17 protein-coding genes are annotated in these 19,029 nt (G+C 63.0%); 2 read left to right on the top strand and 15 right to left on the bottom strand.

Annotated elements, in window-relative coordinates; translation table 11 throughout:
* The first annotated feature begins 149 nt into the window (after positions 1-149).
* Complete coding sequence (locus tag PSEK12I1_RS0119820) at positions 150-431, top strand: hypothetical protein (RefSeq protein WP_027596949.1); 282 nt, start codon at positions 150-152, stop codon at positions 429-431.
* A gap of 55 nt (positions 432-486) precedes the next feature.
* Here the strand turns inward: PSEK12I1_RS0119820 and brnQ are convergent, their stop codons facing one another.
* The 10 genes from brnQ to sdhC form a co-directional block, all read right to left on the bottom strand.
* The gene (brnQ, locus tag PSEK12I1_RS0119815) at positions 487-1,830 is read right to left on the bottom strand and encodes a branched-chain amino acid transport system II carrier protein (RefSeq protein ID WP_027596950.1); all 1,344 of its coding nucleotides are present in this window, start codon (positions 1,828-1,830) and stop codon (positions 487-489) included.
* A gap of 204 nt (positions 1,831-2,034) precedes the next feature.
* The gene (gene sucD / locus PSEK12I1_RS0119810) at positions 2,035-2,922 is read right to left on the bottom strand and encodes a succinate--CoA ligase subunit alpha (RefSeq protein ID WP_027602680.1); all 888 of its coding nucleotides are present in this window, start codon (positions 2,920-2,922) and stop codon (positions 2,035-2,037) included.
* Positions 2,922-4,088, bottom strand: coding sequence for an ADP-forming succinate--CoA ligase subunit beta (gene sucC / locus PSEK12I1_RS0119805; RefSeq protein ID WP_007159249.1), 1,167 nt, complete (start codon positions 4,086-4,088; stop codon positions 2,922-2,924). Before sucC ends, sucD begins: the two co-directional genes overlap by 1 nt.
* Before the next feature lie 185 nt (positions 4,089-4,273).
* Positions 4,274-5,710 (bottom strand): dihydrolipoyl dehydrogenase, encoded by a 1,437-nt coding sequence (gene lpdA / locus PSEK12I1_RS0119800; protein ID WP_007159250.1) that lies wholly within the window; start codon positions 5,708-5,710, stop codon positions 4,274-4,276.
* Between the two features lie 80 nt (positions 5,711-5,790).
* Positions 5,791-7,011 (bottom strand): 2-oxoglutarate dehydrogenase complex dihydrolipoyllysine-residue succinyltransferase, encoded by a 1,221-nt coding sequence (gene odhB, locus PSEK12I1_RS0119795; RefSeq protein WP_007159251.1) that lies wholly within the window; start codon positions 7,009-7,011, stop codon positions 5,791-5,793.
* Positions 7,012-7,053: 42 nt separating this feature from the next.
* Complete coding sequence (locus PSEK12I1_RS0119790) at positions 7,054-9,885, bottom strand: 2-oxoglutarate dehydrogenase E1 component (protein WP_027596953.1); 2,832 nt, start codon at positions 9,883-9,885, stop codon at positions 7,054-7,056.
* Between the two features lie 185 nt (positions 9,886-10,070).
* Positions 10,071-10,775, bottom strand: coding sequence for a succinate dehydrogenase iron-sulfur subunit (locus tag PSEK12I1_RS0119785; RefSeq protein ID WP_007159253.1), 705 nt, complete (start codon positions 10,773-10,775; stop codon positions 10,071-10,073).
* Between the two features lie 11 nt (positions 10,776-10,786).
* The gene (sdhA, locus tag PSEK12I1_RS0119780) at positions 10,787-12,559 is read right to left on the bottom strand and encodes a succinate dehydrogenase flavoprotein subunit (protein WP_027602679.1); all 1,773 of its coding nucleotides are present in this window, start codon (positions 12,557-12,559) and stop codon (positions 10,787-10,789) included.
* Between the two features lie 3 nt (positions 12,560-12,562).
* Positions 12,563-12,931: a succinate dehydrogenase, hydrophobic membrane anchor protein gene (sdhD, locus tag PSEK12I1_RS0119775; RefSeq protein WP_027596955.1), complete on the bottom strand. Its 369-nt coding sequence runs from the start codon at positions 12,929-12,931 to the stop codon at positions 12,563-12,565.
* Entirely contained in the window at positions 12,925-13,311 is a 387-nt protein-coding gene (gene sdhC / locus PSEK12I1_RS23990) for a succinate dehydrogenase, cytochrome b556 subunit (RefSeq protein WP_026083585.1), read from the bottom strand. The genes sdhD and sdhC overlap by 7 nt, the downstream gene beginning before the upstream one ends.
* 347 nt (positions 13,312-13,658) lie before the next feature.
* On the opposite strand from sdhC, the gene gltA reads away from it, so the two are divergent.
* Positions 13,659-14,939, top strand: coding sequence for a citrate synthase (gene gltA, locus PSEK12I1_RS0119765; RefSeq protein WP_027596956.1), 1,281 nt, complete (start codon positions 13,659-13,661; stop codon positions 14,937-14,939).
* 136 nt (positions 14,940-15,075) lie between these two features.
* On the opposite strand, the gene PSEK12I1_RS0119760 is transcribed toward gltA, so the two are convergent.
* From PSEK12I1_RS0119760 to PSEK12I1_RS0119740, 5 genes are all read right to left on the bottom strand, one after another.
* A complete protein-coding gene (locus PSEK12I1_RS0119760; protein WP_007159258.1) occupies positions 15,076-16,131 on the bottom strand; it encodes an OmpA family protein in 1,056 nt (351 codons plus the stop codon).
* A 100-nt stretch (positions 16,132-16,231) separates the two neighbouring features.
* Positions 16,232-16,816 (bottom strand): RNA polymerase sigma factor SigX, encoded by a 585-nt coding sequence (sigX, locus tag PSEK12I1_RS0119755; protein ID WP_007159259.1) that lies wholly within the window; start codon positions 16,814-16,816, stop codon positions 16,232-16,234.
* A gap of 55 nt (positions 16,817-16,871) precedes the next feature.
* Positions 16,872-17,696, bottom strand: coding sequence for a mechanosensitive ion channel domain-containing protein (locus PSEK12I1_RS0119750; RefSeq protein WP_027596957.1), 825 nt, complete (start codon positions 17,694-17,696; stop codon positions 16,872-16,874).
* On the bottom strand, positions 17,697-17,960 hold the full coding sequence (locus tag PSEK12I1_RS0119745; RefSeq protein ID WP_007159261.1) for a hypothetical protein: 264 nt from the start codon (positions 17,958-17,960) through the stop codon (positions 17,697-17,699).
* Positions 17,961-18,008: 48 nt separating this feature from the next.
* A complete protein-coding gene (locus PSEK12I1_RS0119740; RefSeq protein ID WP_027602678.1) occupies positions 18,009-19,010 on the bottom strand; it encodes a zinc transporter ZntB in 1,002 nt (333 codons plus the stop codon).
* Positions 19,011-19,029 lie beyond the last annotated feature (19 nt).

Genomic DNA, 19,029 nt, shown 5'->3' with positions numbered 1-19,029 from the left:
GGAGATGGGGGCGCGCGGTGACATTTCAACCTTGGCGCGCTCGGTTCGCGATGCAGGTAGGAATTTGCGCGATGCTGGAGCTAGACGCGGAACTTAACTTTTAGCGGTGCGCTCGAACGGCTGTCGTGTAGTTCATAAGGAGAAAACACATGAAAAAGCCCTTTGCCATCGCCCTGCTCTTCACTGCCGCCTTCGGCCTCGCCGCCTGTGACAAGCCTTCCGAAAACAAGGCTCAGGATGCTGCCAAGACCGAACAGAAAGCCCAGGAAAACCTGAACAAAGCCGCTGAGCAGAGCAACAAGGCTGCTGAGCAGCGCAACGAAGCTGCCAACGAAGCTGCCAAGGAGCAATCCAAAGGCGAAGCCACCTCGGTGAGCCCGGCTACCGGGACCACCAACGGCACCGCGCCGGCTACCCAGCCCAAGCCGTAAGCCGATCGGATATGAAAAAAGCCCGCTGCTGCGGGCTTTTTTGTGGGCGACCGATTCAGGAGCGCGAAGGATCCGGCTCGGCTTCACTCTCGGGCGCGCGCCCGCCACGTCTCAGACTTTCCAGGACGAGGGCGGCAAGACCCACCACCACGGCCGGCAACAGCCAGCCCAGGCCCGAGTCGGCCAGCGGCAGCCACTGCACGGCACCACTCAGATAGGGCACCGTCAGGTGCGCGGCCTGCAGGCCATCGAGGATACCGAAGGCCAGGGCCACCAGTAGCACCGGGCCGAGGATGCGCCCGGGCGCCGCCCAGCGGGCGGTAAAGAAGCTCAGCACCACCAGGGCGATGCAGGGCGGATAGATGGCGGTGAGGATCGGCACCGAGATCTGGATCAGCTGCGTCAGCCCCAGGTTGGATACCAGCAGCGAGAAGGCCGCCAGCAGGACCACCAGACTGCGATAGCTGAACGGCAGGAATTCGCTGAAGAACTCCGCGCAGGCGCAGGTAAGGCCCACCGCCGTGACCAGACAGGCTAGGGTGATCAGCACCGCCAGGAAGTCGCTGCCGACGCTGCCGAAGGTATGCTGCACATAGGCATGCAGCACCTCGGCGCCATTGCTGGCATGGGGCACCAGCACCCCGCTGCCGGCGCCGAGCTGGAACAGACTCAGGTAGACCAGCACCAGCCCGACGCCGGCGATCAGACCGGCGATGATGGTGTAGCGCGTCAGCAGCTGCGGCGCGGTCACGCCCCGGGCACGAATGGCGTTGACGATGACGATGCCGAACACCAGGGCGCCCAGGGTATCCATGGTCAGGTAGCCGTTGACGAAGCCCTGGGACAGCGCCCGCGAGGCGTAGTCCGGCGCCGCCGTGACAGGTCCGCCCGCCGGCCAGAATAGCGCCGCACCGCCCAGTACCGCCAGCGCCAGGATCTTCAGCGGACCGAGAAAGCGCCCCACGGTGTCGAGCAGGCGTCCCGGATAGAGCGAGACCACCAGCACCACCAGGAAGTAGGCCAGGCTGTAGAGGAACAGCGGGATCGGACCATTGCCCAGCAGCGGCGCAACGCCGACCTCGAAGGACACCGTGGCGGTGCGCGGCGTGGCGAACAGCGGACCCACCGACAGGTAGCAGACGATGGCCAGGGTGCGGGCGGCGGTCTGGCCGAGCGGCTTGCTCAGGGCGTCCATGCCACCGCCGACTCGCGCCAGGGCGATCAGCGTCAGCACCGGCAGGCCGACCGCGGTCAGCAGAAAGCCCAGGGCGGCGCTCCAGACGTGCTCGCCCGCCTGCAGGCCGACGATCGGGGGAAAGATGATGTTGCCCGCGCCGACGAACAACGCGAACGTCATGAATCCAAGGGCCAGGACATCCCGGCTTTGCAAAGCTTTCATGGAAGGCAGTACCAGCAATGAGGAAAACGAGGCAGCCCGCCCTCATGGGAGCAGGTCTTGGTGGGGCCACGGTGTGGCCGTTGGAGCGGAAGGTTGCCATCCTAACGAATTACCGGCGAAAAGGCAGCCGGCAGCTGATGAGGCGTCATCGCAGCGCCCATGAAAAAGGCCGCCCGAAGGCGGCCTTTTTACAGTCGGTCAGGCTCAGGCCTTCTTGACTTCCCAACCGGTCAGCTCGGCCAGGGCCTTGCCGATGTCGGCCAGGGAACGCACGGTCTTCACACCGGCGTCCTGCAGGGCGGCGAACTTCTCGTCCGCAGTGCCCTTGCCGCCGGAGATGATGGCGCCGGCGTGGCCCATGCGCTTGCCGGGCGGTGCGGTGACACCAGCGATGTAGGACACCACCGGCTTGGTCACGTTGGCCTTGATGTAGGCCGCGGCCTCTTCTTCAGCGCTGCCGCCGATCTCGCCGATCATCACGATGGCTTCGGTCTGCGGATCTTCCTGGAACAGCTTCAGGATATCGATGAAGTTCGAGCCCGGGATGGGGTCGCCGCCGATGCCCACGCAGGTGGACTGGCCGAAGCCGGCGTCGGTGGTCTGCTTCACGGCTTCATAGGTCAGGGTGCCGGAACGCGACACGATACCGACCTTGCCCGGCAGGTGAATGTGACCGGGCATGATGCCGATCTTGCACTCGCCGGGGGTGATGACGCCGGGGCAGTTCGGGCCGATCAGGCGTACGCCCAGCTCGTCGCACTTCACCTTGGCATCCAGCATGTCGAGGGTGGGGATACCCTCGGTGATGCAGACGATCAGCTTGATGCCGCCGAAGGCCGCTTCCAGGATGGAGTCCTTGCAGAAGGGAGCCGGAACGTAGATCACCGAAGCATCGGCGCCGGTGGCTTCCACGGCTTCCTTGACGGTGTTGAACACCGGCAGGCCGAGGTGGGTGGAGCCGCCCTTGCCGGGGGTCACGCCGCCGACCATCTGGGTGCCGTAGGCGATGGCCTGTTCGGAGTGGAAGGTACCCTGGCTACCGGTGAAGCCCTGGCAGATGACCTTGGTGTCTTTGTTGATCAGGACGCTCATTACTTACCCTCCGCGGCCTTGACGACCTGCTGGGCAGCGTCGGTCAGGCTGGTTGCCGCGATGATGTTCAGGCCGCTTTCGGCCAGGACCTTGGCACCGAGTTCGGCGTTGTTGCCTTCCAGGCGAACCACGACCGGCACCTTCACGCCGACTTCCTTCACGGCACCGATGATGCCTTCGGCGATCATGTCGCAGCGCACGATGCCGCCGAAGATGTTCACTAGAACGGCCTTCACGTTGCTGTCGGACAGGATGATCTTGAACGCTTCGGTCACGCGCTCTTTGGTCGCGCCGCCGCCAACGTCCAGGAAGTTGGCCGGCTTGCCGCCGTGCAGGTTGACGATGTCCATGGTACCCATGGCCAGACCGGCACCGTTGACCATGCAGCCGATGCTGCCTTCCAGGGCCACGTAGTTCAGTTCCCACTTCTGCGCATGGGCTTCACGGGCGTCGTCCTGCGACGGGTCGTGGAAGGCGCGCAGCTTGGGCTGACGGTAGATGGCGTTGCTGTCGATGTTGATCTTGGCATCCAGGCAGTGCAGGTTGCCGTCCTTCTTGATCACCAGCGGGTTCACTTCCAGCAGAGCCAGATCGTAGTCCTGGAACAGCTTGGCCAGACCGACGAAGATCTGGGTGAACTGCTTGATCTGGTCACCTTTCAGGCCCAGCTGGAAGGCCAGGTCGCGACCCTGGTAGGGCTGAGCGCCCACCAGCGGATCGATGGTGGCCTTGAGAATCTTTTCCGGAGTGTCGTGAGCGACCTTCTCGATGTCCACGCCACCTTCGGTGGACGCCATGAACACGATGCGGCGGCTGGAACGATCAACCACGGCGCCCAGATAGAGCTCCTTGTCGATGTCGGTGCAGGATTCGACCAGGATCTTGCTGACCGGCTGACCGTTGGCGTCGGTCTGGTAGGTCACCAGACGCTGGCCCAGCCACTTGGCGGCGAATTCCTTGGCTTCTTCCTTGCTCTTGACCAGCTTCACGCCACCGGCCTTGCCACGGCCACCGGCATGTACCTGGGCCTTGACGACCCACTCGTCGCCGCCGATACGGCCGCAAGCCTCGTAGGCCTCCTGGGGGGTGTCGACAGCGTAGCCTTTGGAAACGGGCAGGCCGTATTCAGCGAACAGCTGCTTACCCTGATACTCGTGGAGATTCATGCTTGTCTACCGTCTTCGTTGGGTATTGCGCATTAGACGCTGTGCGTTATCCGTGCCGTCCTCCGGACGGTCGCGGGCACCGCGCCACCTGTGACCCCTGCCCTCGCAAGGGTCCGAGGCGCCTTCCTGCGGTGGAGCCCTCAGGGCCCCACGGCGGTCGGCGACCCCGTGGTTCCGTAAATCTCTTACCGCTTCTTGCGATTCACTGCGTGGATCGCATGACCGTTCACCGCCAGGGCCGCTTCGTGCAGCGCCTCGGACAGCGTCGGGTGCGAGAACACCATCATGCCCAGGTCTTCGGCGCTGGTGCCGAATTCCATGGCGATGGCGCCTTGCTGCACCAGCTCTGCCGCGCTCGGGCCGACCACATGGACGCCCAGGACGCGATCGGTCTTGGCATCGGCCACGACCTTGACGAAGCCGGCGGTGTCGTTGGCCGCCAGGGCACGACCGCTGACCGCGAAGGGGAAGGTGCCGACGTTGACTTCGACGCCTTCGGCCTTCAGGGCCTGTTCGGTCTTGCCGACCCACGCGATTTCCGGATGGGTGTAGATCACCGAGGGGACCAGATCGTAGTTCATCTGGGCCTTGTGACCGGCGATGCGCTCGGCGACCATCACGCCCTCTTCCGAGGCCTTGTGGGCCAGCATCAGACCGCGAACGCAGTCACCGATGGCGAACACGCCCGGCACGCTGGTGGCGCAATGGTCGTCGACGTAGATGTAGCCACGCTCGTCGCTTTCCACGCCGCTGTCGGAGGCCAGCAGGTCGGTGGTGACCGGACGACGGCCCACGGCGACGATCAGACGATCGAAGGTGATCTGCTTTTCTTCACCGGCTTCGGTGTAGTGCACGGTGACTTCTTCGCCGTTGACCTGGGAACCGGTCACGCGCGCACCCATGCGGATGTTCAGACCCTGCTTGGAGAGGATCTTGTAGGCTTCCTTGGACACCTGCTCATCGGCGGCGACCAGGAACTTGTCCAGGGCTTCCAGCACGGTGACTTCGGCGCCCAGGCGGGCCCAGACCGAACCCAGTTCCAGACCGATGACGCCGGCACCGATCACGCCCAGACGCTTGGGCACGCTCTGGAATTCCAAGGCGCCGGTGGAATCGACGATGACCTTCTGGTCCACCGGAGCCGGCGGGATGTCGATGGGACGCGAGCCGGACGCCAGGATGACGTTCTCGGCCTCGACCACCTGGACGTTGCCGTCCAGACCGGTGACTTCGACCTTCTTGCCGGACAGCAGCTTGCCGTTGCCTTCCAGCAGGGTCACGCCGTTCGCCTTGAACAGGGTGGCCACGCCGCCGGTGAGGTTCTTCACGATCTGGTCCTTGCGGCCGATCATGGTGGGCACGTCGATGGTGACGTTCGGCGCGTCGATGCCGTGGACCTTAAAGCCCTCATGGGCCTCATGGTACTTGTAGGAGCTGTCCAGCAGCGCCTTGGAGGGAATGCAACCCACGTTCAGGCAGGTGCCGCCCAGGGCGACCTTGCCTTCCTTGCCCTTGTAGCGCTCGACACAGGCCGTCTTCAGACCGAGCTGCGCGGCGCGGATGGCGGCCACGTAGCCACCAGGGCCGGCGCCGATCACCACTACGTCGAATTTGTCGCTCATACACTAATCCCCTTGGAGCAGCTTCAGGCAGGAAAACTTGAAGCGGTGCGCGGCCCCTGCCCCGCACCGCGAGAGCCGGATCAGATGTCCAGCAGCAGACGAGCCGGGTCTTCCAGCAGGTCCTTCATGGTGACCAGGAAGGTCACGGCTTCCTTGCCATCGATCAGGCGATGGTCGTAGGACAGCGCAAGATACATCATCGGCAGGATCACTACCTGGCCGTTCACCGCCATGGGGCGTTCCTGGATCTTGTGCATGCCCAGGATCGCGGTCTGCGGCGGGTTGACGATGGGGGTGGACAGCAGCGAACCGAAGACACCACCGTTGGAGATGGTGAAGGTACCGCCCTGCATGTCTTCCATGGTCAGCTTGCCGGCCTTGGCCTTCTTGCCGAAGTCGGCGATGGTGCCTTCCACTTCCGCCAGGCTCATGAACTCGGCGTTGCGCAGCACCGGAACCACCAGGCCACGGTCGCTGGATACGGCCACGCCGATGTCCTGATAGCCGTGGTAGACGATGTCGTTGCCGTCGATGGAGGCGTTGACGCCCGGCTGACGCTTGAGCGCCTCGGTGGCGGCCTTGACGAAGAAGGACATGAAGCCCAGGCGCACGCCGTTGTGCTTCTTCTCGAACATGTCCTTGTACTTGGAGCGCAGGTCCATGATCGGCTTCATGTTGACCTCGTTGAAGGTCGTCAGCATGGCCATGCTGGACTGGGCTTCGACCAGGCGCTCGGCGACCTTGGCCCGCAGGCGGGTCATGGGCACGCGCTTCTCGGTACGGTCGCCAGCGGCGGTCACCACCGGAGCGGCAGCGGCAGCGGGCTTGGCAGCCGGAGCGGCGGCGCCGGACTTCTTGGCCTCGACGGCGGCAACGGCGTCTTCCTTGGTGATGCGACCGCCCTTGCCGGTGCCGACCAGGGTAGCCGGGTCGATCCCGTTCTCTTCGGCGATCTTGCGCGCGGCGGGGGCCAGGATCGGATCCTCTTCACCACCGGCAGCCGGGGCGGCGGCCGGAGCGCTGGCAGCGGCCGGCTGGGCAGCCGGAGCGGCGGCGGCAGCGGCGCCCTCTTCCACGCGAGCGATGACTTCTTCGCTCAGGACGGTATCGCCTTCGTTCTTCAGGATTTCGGCCAGCACGCCATCGGCAGGTGCCACGACTTCCAGCACGACCTTGTCGGTCTCGATGTCGACCAGCAGTTCGTCACGCTTGACCGCTTCGCCGGGCTTCTTGTGCCAGGTGGCGACGGTGCCGTCAGCGACCGATTCCGGGAAGGTAGGGGCTTTGATCTCGATAGCCATTCTATGAATTTCCTTAGTGATCTCTAGTAGTCGCGTGGCGAATCAAACGGAGAAAGCATCTTGCAGCAGTTTTTCCTGCTGCTCGGCGTGCATGGAGGCATAGCCGCAGGCCGGCGCGGCGGACGCATCGCGACCGGCGTATTCCAGACCCAGGCCCTGCTTGTAACCGGACACGGCGCGGCGCATGTGATGCTGGCTGCAGTACCAGGCGCCCTGGTTCATCGGCTCTTCCTGGCACCAGACCACGCGCTCCAGGTTCGGATAGCCGGCCAGTACCTCGGCCAGGTCGTCCTCCGGGAACGGATAGAGCTGCTCCAGACGCACGATGGCGATGTCCTGGCGATTCTCGCTGCGGCGCTTTTCCAGCAGGTCGTAGTAGACCTTGCCGCTGCACAGCACCAGGCGCTTCACCTGCTGGGCATCGAGCTGATCCAGTTCGTTGATCACGGTCTGGAAGGAGCCATGGGCAAGGTCTTCCAGAGTCGAAATGGCCAGCTTGTGGCGCAGCAGCGACTTGGGCGTGAGCACCACCAGCGGCTTGCGCAGCGGGCGGATCACCTGGCGACGCAGCAGGTGGTAGATCTGTGCCGGCGTGGTGGGTACGCAGACCTGGATGTTCTGCTCGGCGCACAGCTGCAGGTAACGCTCCAGACGGGCCGAGGAGTGCTCCGGACCCTGGCCTTCGTAGCCATGGGGCAGCAGCATGGTCAGGCCGCAGAGACGACCCCACTTGATCTCACCGCTGGTGATGAACTGGTCGATGACGACCTGGGCACCGTTGGCGAAGTCACCGAACTGGGCTTCCCAGACCACCAGCGCATTGGGCGTGGTGGTGGCATAGCCGTATTCGAAGCCCAGCACCGCTTCCTCGGAAAGGAAGGAATCGTAGATCTCGAACGACGGCTGATCCTCGGCCAGGTGCTGCAGGGGCACGTAGGGAACGGCGTCCTTCTGGTTGTGCAGCACCGCGTGACGGTGCGAGAAAGTGCCACGACCGACGTCCTGACCGGTGATGCGGATCGGATGGCCTTCGTGTAGCAGGGTGGCATAGGCCATGGTCTCGGCGAAGCCCCAGTTCAGCGGCAGGCCGCCGGCGGTCATCTTCTGCCGATCCTCGAGGATCTTGCCGACCTGACGCTGGACCACGACCCCTTCCGGAATCTGCAGCAGCTTGTTGGCCAGGTCCTGCAAGGTCTTGAGATCGAAGCCGGTGTCGTGACGCGCGGTCCAGGCATGGCCCAGGTAGGGCTTCCAGTCGACGAACAGGTCGCGATTGGGTTCCTTGACCAGGCTGGCCACCACGTGGCGACCCTCGTCGAGGGCGCCGCGATAGGCTTCGAACTGCGCCTGGACCTGCTCGGCGGTAACGACGCCGGCCTGGGTCAGGGCATCCGCATAGAGATCGCGGGTGGTGCGCTGCTTGGCGATCTGCTGGTACATCAGCGGCTGGGTGCCACTCGGCTCGTCGGCCTCGTTGTGGCCGCGACGGCGGTAGCAGACCAGGTCGATGACGATGTCACGCTTGAACTGCATGCGGTAGTCGACCGCCAGCTGGGTGACGAACAGCACCGCCTCGGGATCGTCGCCGTTCACGTGGAAGATCGGCGCCTGGATCATCTTGGCGACGTCGGTGGCGTACTCGGTGGAGCGCGCATCTTCCTGGCGGTTGGTGGTGAAGCCCACCTGGTTGTTGATGACGATGTGCAGGGTACCGCCGGTCTTGTAGGCCCGGGTCTGCGACATCTGGAAGGTTTCCATGACCACGCCCTGGCCGGCGAAGGCGGCGTCGCCGTGGATGGCCACGGGTACGACCTTGTCGCCGGTGCGATCGCCGCGGCGATCCTGGCGTGCACGCACCGAACCTTCCACCACCGGAGAGACGATCTCCAGGTGCGAGGGGTTGAACGCCAGCGCCAGGTGGACTTCGCCGCCCTGGGTCATGACGTTGGAGGAAAAGCCCTGGTGGTACTTGACGTCACCGGAGCCCAGCTCGACGAGCTTCTTGCCTTCGAACTCGTCGAACAGATCGCGCGGGTTCTTGCCCAGGGTGTTGACCAGCACGTTCAGGCGGCCACGGTGGGCCATGCCGATCACCAGCTCCTTGACGCCATAGGAACCGGAACGCTGGATGATCTCGTCGATCAGCGGAATCAGGCTCTCGCCCCCTTCCAGACCAAAACGCTTGGTGCCCGGGTACTTGGTGCCCAGGTACTTTTCCAGACCCTCGGCGGCGGTCAGGCGCTCCAGCAGATGGGTGCGGACTTCCGGCGAATATTGCGGGCGGCCACGGACGCTTTCCAGGCGCTGCAGGAACCAGCGGCGCTCCTCGGAATCGACGATGTGCATGAACTCCGCACCAACCGTGCGGCAATATGTCTCTTGCAGCGCATCCCTGATTTCGCGGAGAGTTGCCTCCTCTTTGCCGATGAACAATTCACCGGTACGGAAGGTGGTATCCAGATCGGCGTCGGTCAACCCATAGTGGTTGAGCAGCAGATCGGCAGGTGGCTGACGCTTCCACAGACCCAGGGGGTCGAGCTGGGCAGCCTGATGGCCCTGCAGACGGAACGCCTGGATCAGACGCAGGACTTCGACCTGCTTCTTCTCGTGTTCGGAACTGACGGTACCGGCCGAGACCGGTTGAGCTCGCCGCTGGTTCTTGCCCAACAGCACGAAATGGTCGCGGATCGCGGAATGCGCGACGTCCGGCGAATTGCCAGTGACCGCAGGCAGCTTCTGGAAGTAGGTGCGCCACTCTTCCGGCACAGCGTTGGCATCGTGCAGAAACAGCTCATAGAGCTCTTCCACATAGGCAGCGTTACTGCCGGACAGGTGAGCGCTGTCCCACAGTTGCTGCATCTGACTTTCGTGCATCTAGTTCACCCCTTCGGCAGAGATAGCATCAGCCGATGACCCGTCTCGACGCGAGACCTGGCCTCACTACGGCTGCGCCAATGCCCGGATCGTGTTCCGGGTATCCCTGAATGGACATTGGTTGAATCAAGCTATCAAGGTCGCTAACGAACCCGCCCGGCACAACAGGCCGGGCGGGACGTGGATCAGGTACCGCTCTGCAGCAGCATCGCCCGCACATGGCCGATGGCCTTGGTCGGGTTCAGCCCCTTGGGACAGACCGCCACGCAGTTCATGATCGACCGGCAGCGGAACACGCTGAAAGGATCGTCCATGGCGGCGAGGCGCTCCTGGGTCTTGGTGTCACGGCTGTCGGCCAGGAAGCGATAGGCCTGCAGCAGCGCAGCGGGGCCGAGGAACTTGTCGGGGTTCCACCAGAAGGACGGGCAGGACGTCGAGCAGCAGGCGCAGAGAATGCACTCGTACAGACCGTCGATCTTCTCGCGGTCTTCCGGGCTCTGCAGGCGCTCGATGGCCGGGGCCGGGGTCTCGTTCTGCAGGAACGGCTTCACCTTCTCGTACTGCTTGTAGAAGATGCTCATGTCAACGACCAGGTCACGGATGACCGGCAGGCCGGGCAGCGGACGCACGACCAGCTTGTCGTTCTTGACCACGGCCGACAGCGGCGTGATGCACGCCAGGCCGTTCTTGCCGTTGATGTTCATGCCGTCGGAACCGCACACGCCTTCGCGGCAGGAACGACGGTAGGAGAAGCCTTCATCCTGCTCTTTGATCAGAGCCAGGACGTCCAGCACCATGAGGTCCTTCCCACCGGTATCGACCTGGAACTCCTGCATGGACGGCAGGCCGTCCTGATCCGGGTTGTAACGATAAACGCTGACTTTCAACATGGTGGTCACCTTTAGTAAGTCCGAACCTTGGGTTCGAACATCGGTACGGTCTTGGGCGCGAAGTTGACTCCACGCTTACTGACCCGCTTTTCACCGGGGAAATAGAGGGTGTGGCACAGCCAGTTCTCGTCGTCACGCTCTTCGAAGTCTTCACGGGCGTGAGCACCACGCGACTCCTTGCGGTTTTCGGCGGCGATGGCGGTCGCTTCGGCCACTTCCAGCAGGTTCTGCAACTCGAGCGCTTCGATACGGGCGGTGTTGAAGCCCTGGCTCTTGTCGTTGATCTTGACCTTGGCGATGCGCTCGCGCAGGTCGGCGAGCTCGGCGATGCCCTTCTGCATGTACTCGCCGGTGCGGAACACCCCGAAGTAGTTCTGCATGCAGGTCTGCAGTTGCTTGCGCAGGCTGGCGACGTCGTCACCGGTGGTGCGCTCGTTGACGCCGGACAGGCGCTGCAGCGAGGCTTCCAGGTCGCTTTCCGAAGCACCGCGGTGCTCGATGCCTTCCTTGAGCGCCTTCTCCAGGTGGAGACCGGCCGCACGCCCGAAGACCACCAGGTCCAGCAGCGAGTTGCCACCCAGACGGTTGGCACCGTGCACGGACACGCAGGCCACTTCGCCCACGGCGAACAGGCCTTCGATGATCTTGTCGTTGCCGTTGGCGTCCTGAGTGATGGCCTGGCCATGAATGTTGGTGGCGATGCCGCCCATCATATAGTGGCAGGTGGGGATCACAGGCACCGGTGCGACGACCGGATCGACGTGGGCGAAGGTCTTCGACAGTTCGCAGATGCCAGGCAGACGGCTGTGCAGCACGTCTTCACCCAGGTGGTCCAGCTTCAGCAGCACGTGGTCGCCGTCCGGACCGCAACCGTTGCCGGCCAGCACTTCCTTGACCATGGAACGGGCGACCACGTCGCGGCCGGCCAGGTCTTTGGCGTTGGGCGCATAGCGCTCCATGAAGCGTTCGCCGTGCTTGTTGATCAGATAGCCACCCTCACCACGGCAACCCTCGGTGACCAGTACCCCGGCGCCAGCGATGCCGGTGGGGTGGAACTGCCACATCTCGATGTCCTGCACCGGCACGCCGGCGCGCAGCGCCATGCCGACACCGTCACCGGTGTTGATCAGGGCGTTGGTGGTGGAGGCATAGATACGACCCGCACCGCCGGTGGCCAGCACGGTGGCCTTGGACTTGACGTAGACGGTCTCGCCGGTCTCGATGCAGATGGCGATGACGCCAACCACGACGCCGTCCTGGTTCTTCACCAGATCCACGGCGTACCACTCGTTGAGGAATACCGTGTTGTTCTTCAGGTTGCCCTGATAGAGGGTGTGCAGCAGGGCGTGACCGGTACGGTCGGCCGCGGCGCAGGTACGCGCGGCCTGGCCGCCCTTGCCGTAGTCCTTGGACTGACCGCCGAAGGGACGCTGATAGATGCGGCCCTGCTCGGTGCGGGAGAACGGCAGACCCATGTGCTCGAGTTCGAAGACCGCTTCCGGGCCTACGGAGCACATGTATTCGATGGCGTCCTGGTCACCGATGTAGTCCGATCCCTTGACGGTGTCGTACATGTGCCAGCGCCAGTCGTCGTTCGGGTCGGCCGAGGCGATGGCGCAGGTGATGCCGCCCTGGGCGGACACGGTGTGGGAACGGGTCGGGAAGACCTTGGTGATCACCGCGGTCTTGTGACCGGACTGGGCCAGTTGCAGCGCAGCGCGCATACCGGCGCCGCCGCCACCTACGATGATGGCATCAAACGAAATATGACGAATTGTGGACATAGATCAAACACCCCAGAAGATCTGCACGCCCCAGACGAAGAACGCGAACATCGCGAACCCGCATACCGCCTGGAAGAGGAAACGCACGGCGGTAGCACCCTTGCCGATCGCCATGGTGGTCAGGTAGTCGGTGGAGATGGTCCACATACCAACCCAGGCATGAACGCAGATGGACACCAGCGCCAGCAGGCTGAAGATGCGCATCAGGGTGTGGGAGAACAGGCCGTGCCATTGCTCGAAGGTGAGCCCTGGGTGAAGGATCAGGTAGCCGATGATAAAGAGGAAGTAGACCGCGAGGACGACTGCCGAGACCCGTTGAGCCATCCAGTCATAGAGACCGGAACGCGAAAGATTGGTGACGTTGGTTACCATACCCAAACCCCTGCCAGAATGATCAGAACTGCGGAAATGACCAGCACGAGCTGCGCACCCAGCTTGCCGCCCTGCAGGGTTTCGCCGGCGCCACCATCCATGATCAGGTGCCGAATGCCGGCGACCAGGTGGTAGAGCAATGCAGACAGCAGACCCCAGATCACGAGCTTGACCAGCGGATAGGCCAGAAAAGCTTTCACTTGGCCGAAGCCTTCCGGGCTACCCAGCGACAGGTGCAGGCCATAGAGCATGACTGCGATGCCGAGGAACAGGATGACGCCGGAGATACGGTGAAGAATCGAGGTATAAGCTGTGATAGGTAGTTTGATGGTCCTGAGATCTAGGTTTACAGGTCGTTTGCTATTCACGGCTTCTTTCACACTGAGGGCCCAATTGCGGTCGGGCTAGTTATAGGAGATTCCACATCTGCTACACGCTTCCTGTCGGAGGCGTCTCGACCGCTCGGCATCAGCTCGCCGACCCGGTACGGTCGGGCGAGAATTATAGACAGTTAGCCTACTCATGACAAACGCGGATGCCCGATTCCGACGTCGCCAGCTGATATTCAGAAGCCTGCGTGTTAATGTCTTTTCGCCGCACAATCCGCCCAGAAAGAGCCTTTAGGGTGATATTTTCGTAAATTGACTTTCAAATTTATCCCTCTATAGTGGGCGAGGCCCTGAGTGGAGGGTTTATTGATGATTTCAAAGCAAAATAAGGAGGCCTAATGGCTGACAAGAAAGCGCAGTTGATCATCTCGGGAGCGGATCCGGTTGACCTGCCCGTTATGTCCGGCACCCTTGGCCCGGACGTGATCGATGTTCGCAACCTCACCTCCACTGGTGTGTTCACCTTCGACCCGGGCTTCATGTCCACCGCCTCGTGCGAGTCCAAGATCACCTATATCGATGGTGACAAGGGCATCCTCCTGCACCGCGGCTACCCGATCGAGCAATTGGCGGAGAAATCCGACTACCTCGAGACCTGTTACCTGCTGCTCAAGGGTGAATTGCCGAACGCGCAAGAGAAGGCGCAGTTCGTGGACACCATCAAGAACCACACCATGGTTCACGAGCAATTGAAGAACTTCTTCAACGGCTTCCGTCGCGATGCGCACCCCATGGCCATCATGTGCGGCGTGGTCGGCGCCCTGTCGGCCTTCTACCACGACTCCCTGGACATCACCGATCCGCAGCACCGCGAGATTTCGGCGATGCGCCTGATCGCCAAGATGCCGACCCTGGCAGCCATGGTGCACAAGTACTCCATGGGTCAGCCGATGATGTATCCCCGCAACAACCTGGGATACTCGGAAAACTTCCTGCACATGATGTTCAACACCCCGTGCGAGGAGAAACCCATCAGCCCGGTGCTGGCCCGCGCCATGGATCGCATCTTCATCCTGCATGCCGACCATGAGCAGAACGCCTCCACCTCCACCGTCCGCCTGGCCGGCTCTTCCGGTGCCAACCCCTTCGCCTGTATCGCCGCCGGCATCGCCGCCCTCTGGGGTCCGGCGCACGGGGGTGCCAACGAAGCCGTACTGAAGATGCTGGACGAGATCGGCGATGTCGCCAACATCGACAAGTTCGTGGCCAAGGCCAAGGACAAGAACGATCCGTTCAAGCTGATGGGCTTCGGCCATCGCGTCTACAAGAACTTCGATCCGCGCGCCACGGTGATGAAGCAGACCTGCGACGAAGTCCTGGCCGAACTGGGCATCAACGATCCGCAACTGGAACTGGCCATGCGCCTGGAAGAACTGGCCCGCAAGGACCCCTACTTCGTCGAGCGCAACCTCTATCCGAACGTGGACTTCTATTCCGGCATCATCCTCAAGGCGATCGGCATTCCGACCAGCATGTTCACCGTGATCTTCGCCATGGCGCGGACCGTCGGCTGGATCTCGCACTGGCAGGAAATGCTGTCCGGTCCCTACAAGATCGGCCGGCCGCGTCAGCTGTACACCGGCGTCGCCCAGCGCGACATCCCGGACGATCGCGGCTGATCGATCCGCCAGGAAGAACCCCGCCTCGGCGGGGTTTTTTTATGCCTGCAGCACCCGGCTGGAGTCGGGCACAAGAAATGCCAAGCATGAAAAAGCCCGCACTAGGCGGGCTTTTTTGGAGTCTGGATCAGGCGGATTACTTGGCCTGAGCTTCGACTTCGGCTTCTACGCGACGGTTGACGGCGCGACCGGCTTCGGTGGCGTTGTCAGCAACCGGGCGGGACTCACCGTAACCGACAGCGTTCACGCGGCTGCCCTGCACGCCGTACTGGTTGACCAGGACGTTACGCACGGCATTGGCACGACGCTCGGACAGCTTCTGGTTGTAGGCGTCGGTGCCGACGGAGTCGGTGTGGCCTTCAACGGTGGTAGAGGTCTGCGGGTACTGCTGCATGAAGTCAGCCAGGTTCTTGATGTCGGCGTAGCTGTTGGGCTTGACCACGGCCTTGTCGAAATCGAACTTCACGTCCAGCTCGACGCGAACGGTTTCGGCGGCAGCCGGGCAGCCGGTAGCGTCAACGGTGACGTTGGCCGGGGTGTTCGGGCACTTGTCGACGTTGTCGCAAACGCCGTCGTTGTCGGAATCGGTGCAGACGTCAGCAACGGGGGCCGGAGCCGGAGCCGGAGCGACTTCTTTCTTGGTGGAACCACCGAAGTTCAGACCAACACCTACAGCAGCGCTCCACTCGGTGTCGCCGTAGTCGATGTTGTAGTTGGCTTGTACGCCGGTACGGGCATACAGGTTCTCGGTGAAGTAGTACTTCAGGCCGGCACCCAGGTTGGCGTAGGTGGAGTGATCACGACCACCTTCGTTGATGTCGCGGTTGCTGATGGACTGGTGAGCGAAGCCACCGGATACGTACGGACGCAGGCCGACGCCGGGCTGACCGAAGTGGTAGTAGGCGTCCAGAGCGGCCAGGCTGCCCTTGATGTTCTTGTGGCCCAGGTCGTGGTCGCCACGGGCGTTGTGGTACTCGCCGTAGGACAACGCCAGCTCAACGTCGTCGGTCAGGAAGTAGCCAACGGAACCGCCGTACAGGTCAGCGTTGGTCATGTTGCGCTGGCTGTCGGTGAACAGACGGCTGCCGAACAGCTCGGTCTCGACGGCGCCTTGACCTTGTGCCAGGGCGCTCAGCGAGGCGCTTGCCAGCAGGGAGCCGATCACGACGCCCAAGGTGCTCTTCAGTTTCATCCTTTGTATCCCCATTTTAGTGGTACTAATTCCGGCAATCTCCGGAGGCTTCGACAACAAGTTTTCGTGAAGTTCAAAAACTTACGGCTGACACATCCGGTCAGCCCTCAACTTCAGCTGCGAACTTGTCACGCAGTTTGTCGAGTGCCCGCTTGTACCGCATCTTGGTGGCGCTGAGGCCCATGTGCATGATGTCGGCGATCTCCTGGAACTCCAGCTCTGCGACGAAGCGCAGCACCAGGATCTCCCGATCGACCTGACCCACATGGACCAGCCAGCGATCCATCCCTCCCTTTTCTTCCAGCTTCGGCGCCCTTTCCTCGGAGGCTTCCTCCATCGGATCCAGACTTAATGCCTCCACTAGCCGCCGCTTGCGGCGTTCCTTGCGGTACTGAGTGATGCACTCGTTGTAGGTGATGCTGTACAGCCAGGTCTTGAATTTCGATTTCCCCTCGAAATTCTTCAAACCGTAAAGCACCTTCAGCATGATCTCCTGGCAGACATCGTCTGCGTCCCGGTCGTTCCCCAGGTAGCGGGCACAGACGTTGAACAGGGTGCGCTGGTAACGGCGCATCAGTTCTTCGTAGGCTCGCGTCACGTGGAAGAGTTCACCATGCGCGCGCTGGACCAGCTCTTCGTCACTGAGCGTGGTCGGGTCGTAGGCATGAGGGGCAGGCTTGTTCAAGACGGAGTTGGCTACCAAAAAGTGGCGGGCATGATAGCCATCTCCGCGTCGCCTGTCAGCGGCTGCGCACCTGGGCCTCCAGCAATAGACGGTTCGGAACCGAAACGATATCGCCCTCTTCGGTCATGATGAGAGTCTTGGCAGTGCCGATCTCCTCGATCTCGCCTTCGACGTCCGCCAGGGTCACCCACTGGCCGACTTCATAGAGTTCGCGCACATAGATGCCGGCCAGGATCTGCGACACCAGCCCACGGCTGCCGAGCCCCAGGGCCAGGGCCGCCGCCAGGGCGAAGGCGGTGAGCACGATGGCGATGACCAGGTTCAGCAGTTCGGTCTTGATCTCCAGCTGACCGACCGCGACCGAGATCGAAATGATGATGACCAGTCCCTGGGCCAGGCGCCCCAGGCCGGCCGCGTAATCCAGGCCGACGCCTTCGGCGGCGCCATGCACCAGACCGCTGACCAGTTGCGCCAGCAGCACGCCAACGATGAGCACCAGGGCGGCGCCAAAGATCTTGGGCACATAGAGCGCCATGACGTCCAGGGTCGAGGACACGCGCTGCAGACCCAGGGACTCGGCGGCCGAGACCAGGAACACCAGCAGGACGAACCAGTAGACGATCCGGCCGATCAGGGTGGTGACCGGCATGCGGATGCCGATCTTGGCCAGTTGCTTGGTCACCCCGGCTCCGGCGAGGACGCGATCCAGGCCGAGCTTGGCGAGTACCTTCGACAGCACGGTGTCGAGAATCTTGGCGACGGCGAAGCCGGCGAGGATCACCACAAGGGCGCCGAAGACGTTGGGAATGAAGCCTGCCACCTTGCTCCACAGGGTGGTCATGGCGGACAGCAGACTCTGGGTCCAGATATCGAATTCCATCTACTTCAGGATCTCCGGGAGAGATTCGCGACGCGCGGTACGGCGCGTGCGCGGCTTCAGGTGAGGGGCACCGTTGCCCAGTGCCAGCAGCAGCGCCGAGGCCCAGTGCCGCCCGATCAGATCGAACAGTGCACCTGCGCCAACCTGACGGTTGGCGGTCTTGAGCACGCGATGCAAGCGGGCCTGGTCGTCGCCCTCCTCGTCCTGAGCATTGGCCGGGGTATTGAGGAGCGCCTTGAGGGACGCTTCGAAGGGATCGTGCATAAGCACCTCGCTGGTCGTTTCCTCTTGACGCAGCGAGGTGGGGACGGGTCACAGCCAGCGCAGTCGACGGAACAGCCAGACCTGGAAGACCGCCACCGCGCCGATCACCAGGCAGGCGGCCACGAAGCCGAAGGCGGATGACGAACCCGGCATGCCGCCCATGTTCATCCCGAGCAGACCGGTGATGAAGCTGATGGGCAGGAAGAAGCCGGTGATGATGGCCAACAGATAGAGGGTGCGATTGGTCTTGTCGGTGGTCGCCCGCTGCTCGGCGTCCTGCAGCAGCGCGACCCGCTCGCGCATCACCTCGAGTTCTTCCAGGTTGCGCACCAGGCTGTTGTGCAATTCGCTCCAGTAGCCCTGGCTGGCCGCCTCGACGAACCAGGCGGGCTTGCCGCGGGCGAGATCGCCATAGATGTCACGCTGCGGAGCCAGGTACCGGCGCAGCCCGGTCGCGCGGCGCCGGAGGGTCAGCACCTGGGCGTGATCGGGCAGGCTGCCCTCGTCCTGGTCGACCTGTTCCTCGAGGCCGTCGAGCTGATCGGAGAGACCACGTACCAGGTCGTCGACCCGACTGGTCATGTAGCTGGCGAGGTAGAGCACCAGGTCTTCGGCACTCTGGGCACCGATGCCCGCCTCCAGGTCCTCCTGGACCTCGGCGGCGGCCTTCATGGGTCTCATGCGCAGGGAGATCACCCGGCGTTTGTCGACGAAGACCCGCAGCGACACCATGTCCTCGGGCACGGCGCCGGGATTCAGATTCACCCCGCGCAGGAACAGCAGCAGGCTGTCGTCGGGCTGATTGACCAGGCGCGGGCGGGTCGCCTCTTCCAGCAGCAGGTCACAGGCGAATTCGCTCAGGCCGCTGGATTGGCGGAGCCAGGCCTGAGCTTCGGGGACGCTACGGTCCCAGTGCAGCCAGAGCACCTCGCTCGGGCTCGGCTCCACCTCCGCCAGCTCGCGACGACTCAGGCGTCGTCCGCCACCGCGACCATCGAGGAGATAGCCATAGATGAGGCCTTGTTCCACATCGCTGTCGTACTGCTGCATCTGGGGTCTCTTGCAGGGA

It is taken from the genome of Pseudomonas sp. MOIL14HWK12:I1 (assembly GCF_000510705.1).
In the GTDB taxonomy this organism is placed as follows: Bacteria; Pseudomonadota; Gammaproteobacteria; order Pseudomonadales; family Pseudomonadaceae; genus Chryseomonas; species Chryseomonas oryzihabitans.
The sequence above is the reverse complement of the archived record's forward strand: the minus strand, read 5'-3'. Positions and strand labels throughout refer to the sequence as shown.

Bases quoted from the DNA above. Each gene is read 5' to 3' on its own strand.
- PSEK12I1_RS0119820 (WP_027596949.1), top strand. From the start codon at position 150: ATGAAAAAGCCCTTTGCCATCGCCCTGCTCTTCACTGCCGCCTTCGGC.
- brnQ (WP_027596950.1), bottom strand. From the start codon at position 1,830: ATGAAAGCTTTGCAAAGCCGGGATGTCCTGGCCCTTGGATTCATGACG.
- sucD (WP_027602680.1), bottom strand. From the start codon at position 2,922: ATGAGCGTCCTGATCAACAAAGACACCAAGGTCATCTGCCAGGGCTTC.
- sucC (WP_007159249.1), bottom strand. From the start codon at position 4,088: ATGAATCTCCACGAGTATCAGGGTAAGCAGCTGTTCGCTGAATACGGC.
- lpdA (WP_007159250.1), bottom strand. From the start codon at position 5,710: ATGAGCGACAAATTCGACGTAGTGGTGATCGGCGCCGGCCCTGGTGGC.
- odhB (WP_007159251.1), bottom strand. From the start codon at position 7,011: ATGGCTATCGAGATCAAAGCCCCTACCTTCCCGGAATCGGTCGCTGAC.
- PSEK12I1_RS0119790 (WP_027596953.1), bottom strand. From the start codon at position 9,885: ATGCACGAAAGTCAGATGCAGCAACTGTGGGACAGCGCTCACCTGTCC.
- PSEK12I1_RS0119785 (WP_007159253.1), bottom strand. From the start codon at position 10,775: ATGTTGAAAGTCAGCGTTTATCGTTACAACCCGGATCAGGACGGCCTG.
- sdhA (WP_027602679.1), bottom strand. From the start codon at position 12,559: ATGTCCACAATTCGTCATATTTCGTTTGATGCCATCATCGTAGGTGGC.
- sdhD (WP_027596955.1), bottom strand. From the start codon at position 12,931: ATGGTAACCAACGTCACCAATCTTTCGCGTTCCGGTCTCTATGACTGG.
- gltA (WP_027596956.1), top strand. From the start codon at position 13,659: ATGGCTGACAAGAAAGCGCAGTTGATCATCTCGGGAGCGGATCCGGTT.
- PSEK12I1_RS0119760 (WP_007159258.1), bottom strand. From the start codon at position 16,131: ATGAAACTGAAGAGCACCTTGGGCGTCGTGATCGGCTCCCTGCTGGCA.
- PSEK12I1_RS0119750 (WP_027596957.1), bottom strand. From the start codon at position 17,696: ATGGAATTCGATATCTGGACCCAGAGTCTGCTGTCCGCCATGACCACC.
- PSEK12I1_RS0119745 (WP_007159261.1), bottom strand. From the start codon at position 17,960: ATGCACGATCCCTTCGAAGCGTCCCTCAAGGCGCTCCTCAATACCCCG.
- PSEK12I1_RS0119740 (WP_027602678.1), bottom strand. From the start codon at position 19,010: ATGCAGCAGTACGACAGCGATGTGGAACAAGGCCTCATCTATGGCTAT.